General features: G+C 60.0%; 11 protein-coding genes. 6 read left to right on the forward strand and 5 right to left on the reverse strand.

The features are described 5' to 3' along the window. The first annotated feature begins 2 nt into the window (after positions 1 to 2). The gene (locus ACUW6V_RS17255; protein WP_105568488.1) at positions 3 to 971 is read left to right on the forward strand and encodes a ParB family protein; all 969 of its coding nucleotides are present in this window, start codon (positions 3 to 5) and stop codon (positions 969 to 971) included. Positions 972 to 1,125: 154 nt separating this feature from the next. After that, positions 1,126 to 1,335 (forward strand): hypothetical protein, encoded by a 210-nt coding sequence (locus ACUW6V_RS17260; RefSeq protein ID WP_097650174.1) that lies wholly within the window; start codon positions 1,126 to 1,128, stop codon positions 1,333 to 1,335. A gap of 165 nt (positions 1,336 to 1,500) precedes the next feature. Here the strand turns inward: ACUW6V_RS17260 and ACUW6V_RS17265 are convergent, their stop codons facing one another. From ACUW6V_RS17265 to ACUW6V_RS17285, 5 genes are read right to left on the reverse strand one after another with little or no spacing between them, the layout of a single operon-like run. Further along, on the reverse strand, positions 1,501 to 3,696 hold the full coding sequence (locus tag ACUW6V_RS17265; RefSeq protein WP_454038683.1) for a TonB-dependent siderophore receptor: 2,196 nt from the start codon (positions 3,694 to 3,696) through the stop codon (positions 1,501 to 1,503). Positions 3,697 to 3,720: 24 nt separating this feature from the next. Beyond that, positions 3,721 to 5,043 (reverse strand): lysine N(6)-hydroxylase/L-ornithine N(5)-oxygenase family protein, encoded by a 1,323-nt coding sequence (locus ACUW6V_RS17270; protein ID WP_454038684.1) that lies wholly within the window; start codon positions 5,041 to 5,043, stop codon positions 3,721 to 3,723. Beyond that, positions 5,040 to 6,785, reverse strand: coding sequence for an aerobactin synthase IucC (iucC, locus tag ACUW6V_RS17275; RefSeq protein WP_454038685.1), 1,746 nt, complete (start codon positions 6,783 to 6,785; stop codon positions 5,040 to 5,042). Before iucC ends, ACUW6V_RS17270 begins: the two co-directional genes overlap by 4 nt. Next, on the reverse strand, positions 6,782 to 7,729 hold the full coding sequence (locus ACUW6V_RS17280; protein ID WP_454038718.1) for a GNAT family N-acetyltransferase: 948 nt from the start codon (positions 7,727 to 7,729) through the stop codon (positions 6,782 to 6,784). Before ACUW6V_RS17280 ends, iucC begins: the two co-directional genes overlap by 4 nt. After that, entirely contained in the window at positions 7,722 to 9,470 is a 1,749-nt protein-coding gene (locus tag ACUW6V_RS17285; protein WP_454038686.1) for an IucA/IucC family protein, read from the reverse strand. Before ACUW6V_RS17285 ends, ACUW6V_RS17280 begins: the two co-directional genes overlap by 8 nt. 135 nt (positions 9,471 to 9,605) lie before the next feature. Between ACUW6V_RS17285 and ACUW6V_RS17290 the strand changes: the two genes are divergently transcribed. The 4 genes from ACUW6V_RS17290 (at position 9,606) to ACUW6V_RS17305 (ending at position 13,432) form a co-directional block, all read left to right on the forward strand. Then, positions 9,606 to 10,817, forward strand: a complete 1,212-nt coding sequence (locus ACUW6V_RS17290) for an MFS transporter (RefSeq protein WP_454038687.1) — start codon at positions 9,606 to 9,608, stop codon at positions 10,815 to 10,817. Then, complete coding sequence (locus ACUW6V_RS17295) at positions 10,814 to 11,698, forward strand: siderophore-interacting protein (RefSeq protein WP_454038688.1); 885 nt, start codon at positions 10,814 to 10,816, stop codon at positions 11,696 to 11,698. The genes ACUW6V_RS17290 and ACUW6V_RS17295 overlap by 4 nt, the downstream gene beginning before the upstream one ends. 130 nt (positions 11,699 to 11,828) lie before the next feature. After that, on the forward strand, positions 11,829 to 12,110 hold the full coding sequence (locus ACUW6V_RS17300; RefSeq protein WP_097650170.1) for a helix-turn-helix domain-containing protein: 282 nt from the start codon (positions 11,829 to 11,831) through the stop codon (positions 12,108 to 12,110). 2 nt (positions 12,111 to 12,112) lie between these two features. Continuing rightward, complete coding sequence (locus tag ACUW6V_RS17305; protein ID WP_454038689.1) at positions 12,113 to 13,432, forward strand: type II toxin-antitoxin system HipA family toxin; 1,320 nt, start codon at positions 12,113 to 12,115, stop codon at positions 13,430 to 13,432. Positions 13,433 to 13,589 lie beyond the last annotated feature (157 nt).

Below are 13,589 nucleotides of genomic sequence, written 5' to 3' on the forward strand. Positions count from 1 at the left end.
CTATGAGCACAAAAAGAGTCACGATTGGCCGTACACTCACCCACTCCCCGTTTAAAGAGAGCACGGACGCTGAAACTTTCACGTCAGTGTTTGTACTCAGTTCCGGGCGTAAAGCCACCTTCCGGCTGGAAAGCGTCGCGCCTGCAGATGTGGCGGAAAAAACGTTTGTTCGTCAGGAAACCAACGGGCGCGAGCAGTCAGCGCTGACGCCGGAATCGCTGCGCGATATCACCCGCACGCTGAAATTCCAGCAGTTCTTCCCGGCGATTGGCGTGAAAGCCGGTGACCGTATTGAAATTCTGGACGGCTCCCGCCGTCGTGCAGCGGCACTCATCTGTCATACTGGTCTGACTGTACTGGTGACGGAAGCGGCGCTGACGTCAGAAGAGGCGCGCAAGCTCGCCAAAGATATCCAGACGGCAAAAGAGCACAACATCCGTGAAATCGGATTGCGGCTGATGGCGCTGAAAAACGCAGGTCTCAGTCAGAAAGAGATAGCCGAGCAGGAAGGGCTGTCGCAGGCAAAAGTCACCCGTGCGTTGCAGGCGGCGTCGGTCTGTGCTGAATTGCTGGCCTTCTTCCCGGTGCAGTCCGAGCTGACATTCAGCGACTATAAAACGCTGAGCGCTGTCGAAGAAACGCTGCTGAAAAATGACATCGCACTGAAAACACTGACCGATTCCATTGCCAGTGAAGTGGATATCGTGCTGTCAGACACCGATCTGGCGGAAGATGAAGTGAAGAACCGCATCATGCGCATTATCGCGCGTGAAGGGGAGCTGCTCACGTCACCGGGCCCGAAAGACAAAGCGGTTATTTCCCCGCTCTGGCGTTTCTCTGATAAAGACCGTTTCGCCCGTAAGCGCACTAAAGGACGACTCTTCAGCTACGAATTCAACCGCCTGTCGCGTGACGTACAGGATGAGCTCGACCGGGCCATTGAAAGCGTTCTGAAGAAACATCTCTCCTGAGCTGGCGGCGTGCTCGCCATGGTGATTTCACCGTTAACTCCCTGAAATACCGTTTTTTCCTGAACGGATTTCACGGTGAAATCGCCACTATTCGCCTCGCCTTTCTTTATTCCACAGCATCGCCTCTGACTTGTTCGCCTGCTCTCTACAGTGGATGTTTTACCGTCTGCTGCTGGCGCGCGTACTGAAATTTCACGCATTTCGCCACGCTGGTTATGATGTTAAGTGTTTGATTTTAAATGGTATTTATGAATTATTTCACGGTGAAATCGCCATGCTTATGACGCCTTTCCTGCCAGAAATTTCAGCGGACGGCGAAGGCAGAAAAGCCCAAATGACGGGAAAAGAAGATCATTTCAGGTAGTTTGGGAAGAGTTATCAGCCAAAAGCTAAATCACACAACACGGAAAGAACGGAAATCAATAACCACTACGGTGAGCCCTGCCGGCGAGCGCGTTTTTGCGAGACATCTTCAGAAAGCGGCAATAAAAAAGGCCGCGCTCAGGCGGCCTGTGTTATGTGGCGGCAATCAGAAAAGAACGGAGTAATTCAGGCCAAACGTACGACCGCGGCCTTTGTAGGTATAGAGATCCGGTGAGCCATAAGTCGGACTGTACAATCCTGGCGCGCGCTGACCCCAGACGGTGGTGTAATCCTTATCCAGCAGGTTTTCGACACTGAACGCGATTTTACCGACCGGAAGTGCATAGGTGCCGATAAAGTCCATCGTGTTATAGCCGTCGATTTTCTTACCGGCATCATCAGACACATCGAACGTCTGGGTGCTCTGCAGGCGCAGGGTCCAGTTATCCGGTGCCCAGTTAACCCAGGCGCTGACTTTAGACGGGCTGGCGCTGTCGACCGTCAGCTTTTTCCAGTCGCCGTCCACACGGGTTTCTGATTTGATGGCGTTAAAGTTCGCGCCGGTGCTCCAGTCGCTGTCGCTGAAGAAGTAATCCACCTGACCTTCCACACCATAGATACGACGTTTGTCGTCATCGAGGGTGATGGTCATGTCAGTCTTGTTAATGTTGATGGTCTTGTCAGAAACCGAGTAGTACGCCGCGAGTTGGGTACGCAGATTATCGCCGGTGTAACGCCAGCCGAGTTCATAGCTGTCGACTTTAATACCGTCCAGACGCGAGTCATTTACGTTAACGCTTTTGAGCAAACGGTAGTGGCCATTCTCAAGACGATAGGTGCCGGAGCCGTAATATTTGGCGAGATCCGGCAGTTCGAACCCCTGCGAGAAGTTAAACCACAGCTGCTGACGTTCACTCAGGTGGCCGAGAATACCGGCGTTAAAGAGCAGATTGTTGTAATCCGTTTTGCCGCCCGGCACGGCATCCGCAGACGTCGCTTTACCGGTGGCGATGCCCTGCTGCTGGGTATAACCGACAAAATCATCGACCTTATTCTCGGTGTACTGATAGCGCACACCGCCGCTTAACGTGATCGCATCGATGTCATAACTTGCCTGCAGGAACGGAGCCAGGTTCGTAATGCTGTAATCCGGGTAGCGCCCGACGTTATACGCGTTATCAAGCTTCATGCCGCCGCTGGCGGCCGCTTTATTCAGATCGAAAAACTGCTGGTTGGCATTAAAGGTTTCATGCTCGGCATCCACACCATAGGTCAGAGAAAGGGAATCCAGCGGCTTGCTGTTGACTGTGAGTTTGCCGCCCCAGAAATCCGTTTTCTGCTGTGAGGCACCAATGCTGGTTACCCGCGTTTTATCGCCGTTCAGCGTCGGGAACGGGTAATAGGTCAGGCTCTCATCGCGGTAGTAAATCTGCGCGACCAGATCCTGGCCCCAGGCATCAGAATTTGAATACTGGAGATTAATCAGGTGGCGTTCAGTGCCGGGCAGACGGTCTGAATCCAGATTACCTTTGTTGTAGGCGGTGCCGTTGCCGGTAACCGCTGAGAAATTCTCGCCGAGGAACAGCCCGTGTTTACCGTCGGACTGGCTTTTGTAGTATTGCGTGGTGAGCTGCAGCTGCTGGTGATCATCAATATTCAGCGTGCCGGTGCCCATCACGTCCAGACGGTCAGAATACTGAAGGCCGGTCTGGGTGTTATCGATAATGGATTCATCACCGTTACCGTCGTACCAGCCGCCGTAGCGCTGATAGGCGACGGACAGACGCCCGGAAGCATTGTCATTGCCGCCGCTCACCGCTGCCGCCATATTTTCGTCATGATCGTTATGGCTGTTAAAGCCGGTTTTCATCCCGGTCTGGAACTCAACCTGCGTCTCCGGCTGGCCTTTTTTGGTCACGATATTGATAAGACCGCCGGTGCTGCCACCGCCGTACAGCGAGGTCGCACCGGAGATAACTTCGATGCGCTCAATGTTAAACGGATCGATGGAATCCAGCTGGCGGCTGTCGCTGCGTGAGGAGTTCAGACGCACGCCGTCGACCATCACCATCATGGAGCGGCCACGCATGTTCATGCCGTAATTGGTGCGCCCCTGACTGCTGACATCCATGCCGGGGATCAGCTGTGCCAGCACTTCTTTTAACTCTTTACCGCCCTGAACCTGCTGTTCAATGTCAGCCTGTTCGATAACCCACGTGGTCTGTGCCATATCCACCGCGCTGTGTCCGGTACGGCTGGCGGCAACCACCAGCGTCTCTTCTTTCTGCGGTGCCCCCCAGGCGGAGGCAGAAATCATGGCAAGTAAACAAGGATTCAATACCCAAAGATGATGACGCTTCATTGTTATGGTGTTCCTGTGAGTCTGTTAGTAGTCAGTGCTGTTTACAGGTTGAGAAACCTGGCGGGTGACCGTTTCTGGCCGGGAAAGCCACTGGATCACGCCAGGGGTGGTGCTCAGTTCAAACGGCATGTCAGGATGCGCGACATTAAGAATGCGCGCGGCCCGCCAGGCCATCAGGCTGAGCTGGGGTTCCGCAATGCCGAGGCTGTGCATCCCGGCATTGACGGCAAAAAGATGGTTTGCGCCGGGGCCGTTCCACGCCAGCGTGAAATCGGTATTAACCCGGAAGCCTTCGCGTTCGTCCAGCTCCAGACGATGCGCCAGCGGGGCGAGGAACGCCGGACGGGCAGGGCGATAGCCGGTCGCGAAAATCACCACATCGGTATCCAGCGTTTCCTGGCCGCCGTCCAGATGATGGCGCAGCGACAGACGCTGGCCCTGCGCCTGTGGCGTCACGCGAGTGACCGAGCGCGACGGCAGCAGCTGCGCCCAGGGTTTTTCGCGCAGCACTTCAAAGCGATGGTACATGGCTCGGTAGATAGCGAGCAGCGATTCGCAGGTCACGCCGTCAGACGTCATCTTCTGCTCGGCGAGCAGATCGCAGCGCGTTTTCTCATCAAGCGTGGCAAAGCTCTCAAGGTATTCCGGCGTGAAATATTCGTTCGCGAACGCGGCTTCATCGAGCGCGTTGTAGTTGTTGCGGCGCGACACCCAGTTCAGCGCCGCAGGCTGGCCCCACTCACCGCGGAAAATATTCAGGAACAGATCGGCACCGCTCTGGCCACCGCCAACAACCGTCACCCGCTTACCGGCAAGCGACGGCGTGCGCAGCATCATTTCGCTGGCGTGGAAGCAACTGTCGTTCTGCGCCGGCACACAGTCGGGCAGGTTAATCTGTTTGCCGATGCCCATGCAGACGTGGCGTGCGAAGAAACGATCGCGCTGGGTCACCACTTCAAACAGCCCGCTGGCCTCGTTAAAACTCACCTGCTGCACCTGCTGACTGAACGACAGATTGCTCAGGTTATCCGCCGCCCAGCAGAGGTAATCGGCGAACTCTTCGCGGGACACCGTGCGCTGTTCGGTGGTCAGGAAACGGTAAAACTTTTTACGCTGCACCAGGTAGTTCAGAAAACTGTAACGGTTGGTTGGCTCCACCGCGCTGACCAGATCTTTCAGGAAACTGGTCTGCATATGGCAGTCCGGCACCATCATTCCCGGATGCCAGGAGAAATGCGGTTTGCGTTCAAGGAACAGCGAGCTGAAGCCGTCAAGCCCTTCGGCGAGCGCGGCGATGCTGAGATTGAACGGGCCGATGCCAATGCCGATGAAATCGTACGTTTTCATGATGCGGTCTCCCTGGTGACCAGATACAGCGGGTTATCAAGGTCGGTGAGGTAATTGGGCAACATGCGGCTGCCGCCGTCATGCTCTGAGAAAGTGAGTTTGACCGGGTTGAGCACCACGCGAATGATCTGCGGTTTAAAGAGATCAAACAGCGCGAAGCGCGCCGCCATCTCCGGGTGCGCGTCCATATAGTCCTGCAGCACGTCCGCGAGCAGGCGATAGAACCGGGTTTCGCTGACGCCGCACTGTTCAGTCAGGCGCGAGACGAAACGCAGCACCGTAACAAAATGCCCGGTCTGTAGATCGTGAATAATGTAATCAGCAGAAAGGCGCGCCGTGACGGCTTTGACCGGCTCCGGCAGGCTCTCCATCTCCGGGAACGTTTCATCCACAAGACGCATATCGCCCTGGAAATCCTTCAGCAGAATGCGCTGCGGCACATGGTCTTTCATCACCAGCGTCACGTTCTGACCGTGGGCGATCAGCGCCACGCCGTAGCGGCACAGCAGGTGATAAAACGGAATAACAACCACGCGGAAGAGCTGTGCAAGCCACGCTTCAGCGCTCAGGCCAGAGCGGGCGATCCACGCGTCAACCAGCGGGCGTCCCGCGTTGTCGGTTTCCATCAGCGCGGCCATCAGCACGGCCTGTTCGCCGGGGCGCAGCCAGCAGGACGGGTTTTCGCGCCAGATGACGCCAAACATCTCCTGATAGCGATAGGGCGCGGTTTTCAGCGCGGCGTAACCGGTGTGCGTCACGTAACCTGCCGCAGGCTCGCCGAGGATCTGCGCGCCCAGCGCCAGCAGCGTTTTATCAGCGGCGAACTGCTGTTGTAGCCAGCGCGAGGCGAGCGGCCCGGCGGCGATGTATTTGCCGGGAATGCCGCGATAGCAGGAGGTGTTGTAAATGGTGAGCGGCAGTTTGATATCGAACGCCGAGCGGCGACTGACGTTGGTCAGCGTGCGCAGCGACTGCTGGGCGATGTATTCATCGCCAAACACGCCGAGATCGATAATTTCACCACGCGCCAGCTGCGGCAGGAAATGCAGGGCGATTTTCTGCTGCCACTGCCACGGATGCAGCGGCACCGGCAGCCAGTGGTCATCCAGAGTGAGCGCCTGCCAGTAACGGGTAAAACGCTGGCGTTCGCTGTCGTCCATCGCGCTTGCCAGCAGGTTATTGATGTCGCAGTCGGCGTCGCTGCTCCAGACCATCAGGTCACGGCGGACCGCCACCCAGTGCAGGCGAAAACGGCCACGGTATTCCGGCGCGTAAGCCTTCAGCGCATCCAGCCCCCAGCCGCGACGCCCTTTGTTAAAGATAAATTTCGGATGCCCTGACATCAGGCACTGCAGTTCATCCGGATCCATATCAATGAGCGCGTCGGCGTTAAGTTCCTTGCGCGCGTCCAGCAACTGCATATCGCCCCTGAGCGTCGCGTAGAGATCTTCGAGATGCTCCGCCGTCTGCGCGTCGCTCATCTTCAGTACCACGGCCAGCTGGCGCAGGGCGCTTTCGGCCTCAATGGCGTTGCCGCTCTCGTTCGCGAGCGTCGCCGGGTTGATATGCAGCCAGCCCCAGATGCCGCGCTTCGCGTCAAACGTCCAGGTCTCATCGCCGAGCGCCATCGTCCAGCGGTTGGCCTGCGTTTCCTGCGCCGTCAGCGTGCGCTCATACTCCAGCTCGGCGAGCATTTTCGCCACCATGTCGCGGTTCACGCGCTCCCACAACGCTGTGGTCATAATCCCACCTCGCTGAAGAAACGGCTGCGCTGGCTCATCACCAGCCGCGAGCGCTTGTGCGGAAAGTCGAACTCTTTCACGGTCTCAAAACCGGCGACCGGCAGATGACGAAACAGGCGCTGGTTATCAAAGCGCGGTTCCGCCACCAGACGCTGCGTGCGCGGCTCGTCCAGCCACAGATAGTGGCTGAGCCCGCGCAGCCAGCTGCGGATGTACTGCGCGCCGCGCCACTGCTCTTCGCCCACCAGCATATGCAGCCCGCGATCGAACGGCTGCCAGCGGTAGTGGCGGCCGATACGGTCTTCCGCTGCCCAGTAAATTTCAAAATAGCCGAAAGGTTCGTCGTCGAAGCAGCCGATCAGCGGGTAGCAGCAGGTGGCGTCGAGCTGCTTACGCAGGTAATTCTCCTGCTCCGCCTGTGGCCCGGCCATCTCCCAGAAGGCATTCACGCGCGGCGCGTTCATCCAGCGGGTAAAGCGCTCCGCATCCAGCGCCACATCCGCCACGCGGAAAGTGAGCATGCGTTTGATTTGCGGATCGTAGCGGCGATAGACCTCGCCTTGCGGGCGTGGCGGACGCGCCGGAAACGCGAGCTGGCGCGTCTCGTCAAACTGTATTCCCGCACGTGCGGCGATGCGTTCGCCGCGCAGCCACAGCGGCAGCTGCCAGAACGTGTCGCGCGCCAGATAATCGCACTGTACGGCGTCAAACAGCGCCTGCGCCTGCGGTTCATCGCGCCACTGCGCCCACGGCAGCGTAATGCCCGTGAGGGCAGGCGCCGCGACAAAAAGCTGATCGAGCGCGGCAGTGAGCCACCCTTCCGGCATTACGCCCGGATGATGCAGTACGGCGCTGCCGTCAAGCCCGAGGGCCAGCGGTAGCGCCAGATTGAGCGTCGCGCAGCGGAAACCGTAACCGTCATGAACAATGTGCGCTTCAGGCATCATGCGTGCTCCCTGCAAACGGATTGTCGAAGTTAAAGTAGATGACCGCCGGGTCGGCGATGGTGTTTTCGTTGTGATCGTGCAGATAGCAGAAGAAGTTGCCCTTGCAGTTCCAGTGGCGGCTCTCCAGCATATAATCGAGACAGCGGGTGTCGCGCGCGGTGGCGCGCAGTTGCGCGAGCGCGTCACGCACCAGCGCCATCAGCTTTTCTTCGCTCTCAAACCCGGCGGCACCGAGGGCGGCGGTTACCGCCAGCGTGGAGTTCACCAGCAGGTAATACGGGAAGTAGCGCAGCAGCTGGGCTTCGCTGAAGCGGTTTTCCGCATCCGGCTCGCCGGCCTCCGCAAGCCACAGCAGCGCGCCATCGGTGAACCCGCTGCCCTGACAGTCGCGATAAATCAGGCCGACCGGCAGATCCTGCTGCATCTCCACCAGAATATTTTGCTGATGCGCCAGCAGCACCAGCCCGTAATCGGCTTCGGCGCTGAAAAGCGGCAGCAGAATGCGTTCGCAGTACGCCTGCACCCAGCAGCGCGCCGCCTGTGCGAGCGGTAGGCTGAGGCGTTCACTGAGGCGGCGCACCGCGCTGGCCAGCAGGCTGTCGCCGCCGTCCGGCGCGGCCTGGGTCAGGCTCACCAGCACGTTGGTCTGGGTTTCTGGCGTGTCGAACAGCAGGTTGACGCGCAGCGCCATCAGGCTCTCTTCCTGAATAGTCCCCTGCGCATCGCGCAGGCCCACCCAGCCATCTTCCTGCATCACGCGCATCGTCGGGTAGCGCGCCTGCAACGCCTGCCAGCGGGGAGTCTGCGCCATCCGCGCCAGACGCATGCCGCGTTTCACTTCTTTTACCGACAGCGTGCGCACCGAGTTGGTGAGGCGCACGCTGAGCGAGAATTTGATCATGTCGTTATTGGTTTCGCTGTAAAGCGAACGCGATGAACTGGTCGGCAGCCACGGCGCGCCCGCTTCGCCCAGATCGGTAAGCTCGCCCTTCTCCACCAGCGCCTGGCACCACGGTTGCGCGAGCAGATACTCGGCCTGCCACGGGTGCATCGGTACCAGCCAGCGGGTATCGGTAAAGAGCTCAAGCAGCGCAGGCGCGCTCTGGGCCGCGAAACGCAGCAGACGCGTGCGCAGATCTAATCCCAGGCTCTCGCCCGCCACATACGCCTTATTCACCGCAAACCAGCGCAGCGGAAAGCGCGGCGCGAAATCGGGCAGATAGCGGCGGGCTTCGGTCTCATTAAACGGCTCGTGCGATTTCGGTGCCGGGTGAAACGCATGCCCGACCAGCAGCGCCTGTTCTGCCTCTGCAAAGTTGAGCGGCTGCGCGCGAAGCGTGGCCCAGTCGTGACGCAGTTCAATCGCCTGCCAGGTATGGCGGTGGCTCTCCTGAACGCGGCGCGCAAAACGGGCCAGTACGTCATCGGTCAGTTCGCCTTTAACAGAGGGCTTCGCCAGAATGAGGTCGACAAGCTGCGTGAAATCAACGGCTTCGCAGCTATCGTTATCGCTTGCCACCAGCATTGCCGGAAACAGATACTGATGATGTTGCGTCGGAGAGAAGTAGCGCAGCGTAATACGGATTGCCTGCGTCTCAGAGAGCGGTAAATGGATCTGCGCCGGCTCCTGCGGTAATGCGCCGGGGATCAGTTGCCAGTCCCGGGTTTCACGCAGCAGCGCGTTAAGAAAACACTGAGCCGCGACATCTGTCGCGGCAGGGCGGGGCAGGGAAACCATAACAAACACATCCTTTGTTGATAATGATTATCGTTATGATAGGGATTCTATTTACAGTGGCAACTATTTTTGCAATATTTGTTTTCATTAATTTCATAATTCCCTCATCTTTATTGACAATATATTTACCTGCTTATGGATGCTTCTTCTCACGCTGTACACGCCCGCCGCACAGGACAATCGCTCTGGCCGCTGGCGCTGTGCGCGGGTCTGCTCGGGATCGGGCAGAATGGTTTGCTGGTGGTGTTACCCCAACTGGTGCAGATGACGGGACTGTCGCTCTCCGTCTGGGCCGGCCTGCTAATGTTCGGCTCGATGCTGTTTCTGCCCGGATCGCCCTGGTGGGGACGCCAGACGGAAGTGCGTGGCTGTAAATTTGTGGTCGTGGCGGCGCTCGGCGGCTATCTGCTGAGTTTCGCCGTGATGGCGCTGGTGGTCTGGGGGATGGCGCGCGGTGTGGTCGGCGCTGCCTCAGGGCTTGCCGGGCTGATTGTCTCCCGCGCGCTTTACGGTCTGACGGTTTCCGGCATGGTGCCCGCCGCGCAGACGTGGGCCATGCAGCGGGCGGGCATGGAGCACCGCCTCGCGGCGCTTGCTTCCATCAGTTCCGGGCTGAGCTGCGGGCGTCTTATCGGCCCGCCGCTGGCCGCCGCCGCGTTAAGCGTTCACCCGCAGATGCCGCTCTGGCTGATGGCGCTCGCGCCCTTTATCGCGCTGCTGCTGGTGGCGCGCCAGCATAACGATCCGCCGCTCGCGCCCGTGGCGCACCAGTCGGCGCGCCTGCGTGCGGATATGCTGCCTTTCCTTTTGCTCGCGTTACTGCTGGCCGCCGCGATCAGCCTGATGCAGCTCGGCCTGTCGCCGCATCTGAGGTCGCTGTTTCATGGCGATCTCCGTGCCGTCAGCCATCACGTGGCGCTGCTGTTAAGCCTGGCGGCGGCGAGTACGCTGCTGGCGCAGTTCGTGGTGGTGCGTCCACAGCGCCTTCAGCCGCGCGCGCTGCTGCTGGCGGCGGCGGTACTGATGGCCGCCGGTCTGCTGTTGATGATCCTGCCGGGGCTTATTGCCTTTTACGCCGGTATCGCCGTGACCTCTTTCGGCGCGGCGATGGCGACGCCTGGCTATCAGGTGTTGCTGAATGACCGTCTCACCACCGGCAAAGGCGCGGGCGTTATCGCCACCAGCCACACGCTCGGCTACGGTGCCAGCGCCCTGCTGGTGCCGGTAATTTCTCTCTGGTTTGGCGAGCACATGCTGATTGCCGCCGCTTTTATCACTGCCGCGCTGTTTTTACTGTTAAGCATCGGCGTCTGGCGTCACGCCGCGCCGCAGGAGCCCACCGTATGACCGCCAGTTACCGCATTTTTAACGTGACGCTGCGCCGTCGCATTGCTGTCACCCCTTCGCTGCTGCGCTGCGTATTTACCGGCCCGGACGTGGCGCACATGAAACATGAAGCGCCCGATCAGCGCATCAAACTGATGTTCGCCAGACCCGACGGCAACACCGCCCGGCTGCCGGTGAGCGACAGCTGGTATCAGGATTATCTGGCGCTGCCGCGCGAGCGGCGGCCTTTTATGCGTACCTACACGCTGCGCGCGCTGCGCAGAGCGGCGTGCGAGCTGGATGTCGAGTTCGTCCTTCATGGCGACAACGGCCCGGCGTCGCGCTGGGCGATGAACGCAGCACCAGGCGATACGCTGCAAGTCGTCGCGCCGGATCGTGATTTCCCTGGCGACAGCGGCGGCTATGAATGGAGCACTGACGACGCCCTTCGCCAGGCGCTGCTGGTGGCCGATGAAACCGCGCTGCCCGCCGCGCTCGGCATCCTTGAACAGCTCGCGCGCCAGCCTGCGCCGCCGCGCGTCCAGGCGTTTCTGGAAGTGCCGCTGGCGCAGGATATCCAGCCGCTGCGTTACCCCTTTGCCGATATTCACTGGCTGGCGCGTGATGAAAACGCGGCGCATGGCGAGCGCCTGCTGGAAGCGGTGAAAGACGCCGCGACGTTACCCGTAAGCGGGCAGGTGTCGGCGCAGGTGACCGAAGATGACGACGAAGAAACGCTCATCTGGCAGCGTGCTGGCGGGGCAGGGGCGTTTCGCGCCTGGGTGGCCGCGGAATCCGGCGCGGTGAAACGGCTGCGTCACTACCTGACGCGTGAGCGCCAGCTCGATCCCGCCCGTGCGTGTTTTATGGCGTACTGGTCGCGCGGTAAAAGCCACGTATAATGCCGTTTTACAGCGTTCAGGCTGTATTCTGCGTTTAACACCCTTTACGCTGTAATTGCATGCTACAGCCTGAAGGGTGTAAAATAGAGAATACAGCTTATCGTATGTATCTGAAGGTGCGACCAGCAAGATGAACACCCGGTATCCACTGAAAACGCTCAGCCAGCTGCGCCCGCTGCTGGTGGGCTTTCGTAAAAAACAGGGGCTGACCCAGAAAGAGGTTTCGGCGCGGCTTGGCGTCACGCAGCAAACCTATGCGCGGCTGGAGGCGAACCCCGAGACGGCCAGCATTGAGCGCCTGTTCCGCGTCTTTAACGTGCTGGGCATTGAGATGACGCTATGCGAAACGCAGGCGGCAGAAGCTGACGCGCCCGCGCGTGACGATTCGCCTGCCCACCGCGAGGCGTGGTAATCATGCGCCGCACGTCGCGTTTAGCGCTCTGGATGAACGGCCTGCCGGTTGGTTACTGGGATAAACACAACGGCGAAGACCGGCTGACCTATCTGCCGGAATGGATTGCCGATCCGCAGGGGCGGCCGCTGTCGCTGTCGCTGCCGTTCACGCCCGGTAATCAGTCATACCGCGGCGCGCGGGTGCGCGATTATTTCGACAACCTGCTGCCGGACAGCGAAAACATCCGGCGGCGGCTGGCGATGCGCTACCGGGCGCAGAGCCTGGAGCCGTTCGATCTGCTGGCGGAGCTGGGGCGCGACTGCGTGGGGGCCATCCAGCTGCTGCCTGCCGGTGAAGCGCCGGAGGGGCTTTTTACCATCCGCGCCCGTCCACTCTCCACAGTGGATATTGCCGCGATGCTGCGCCACACCGCAGAGGCGTTCCCCGGACAGCATGGCGGCGAAGAGGAGCTGCGGCTCTCCATTGCGGGCGCGCAGGAGAAAACCGCGCTGCTGTGGCACGAAGACCAGTGGTGCCTGCCGGAGGGCAACACGCCCACCACGCATATTTTCAAACTGCCGCTGGGGCTGGTGGGCAACATGCAGGCGGATATGCGCACCTCCATTGAAAACGAATGGCTCTGCGCGCAGCTGCTGGCGGCCTGGGATATTCCGGTCGCGCACACGCAGATGGCGCAGTTCGAAGAGCAAAAAGTGCTGATTGTCGAGCGCTTCGACCGGCGTCTGTCCGGTGATGGCCGGTGGTGGCTGCGTCTGCCGCAGGAGGATATGTGCCAGGCGCTGGGCGTCTCGCCGCTGCGCAAATATCAGGCCGACGGCGGGCCGGGCATCGGCGATATCATGACGGTTCTGAGCCGTTCAGAAAATGCGCAGGCGGATCGCGCGAATTTCTTCCGCGCGCAGATTATCTTCTGGATCCTCGCCGCGACCGACGGCCACGCCAAAAATTTCAGCATTGCGCATCTGCCCGGCAACCGCTACCACCTGACGCCGCTCTATGACGTCCTTTCCGCCTGGCCGGTCATTGGGCCGGGTAATAACCAGATTGCGTGGCAGAAGTGCAAGCTGGCGATGGCGGTGCGCGGCGGCAGTAACTATTACCATCTGAGCCAGATCCGCCGCCGTCACTGGCTGCGCCAGGGCGAGCTTGCCGGGCTGTCGGCGGCGCAGGTCAACGACATGATTGATGCGCTGACAGCCAGCGCGCCTGCGGTGATCGCGCGCGTGGCCGACGCGCTCCCGGTGGATTTCCCCGCCTCTCTGGCCGATGTTATTTTTAACGGCATGCGCCAGCAGTGCGCGCGCCTCGCGGCCGCATAATTTCTCCTCCTGCGCCGTTTCGCACGCGGCGCGGATACCTCTTCTTCTGACACGCCCCGCCGCGCGTCCCGGCACTTCTCCGGTAATGGTCTATGATTGTTCACGTATGCCGCCAGGGTCGGGACAATCTGTAATCCGTTGTACCTCCCAGGCAGAA

The sequence above is a fragment of the Cronobacter sp. 153480017-3 genome, from assembly GCF_053627815.1.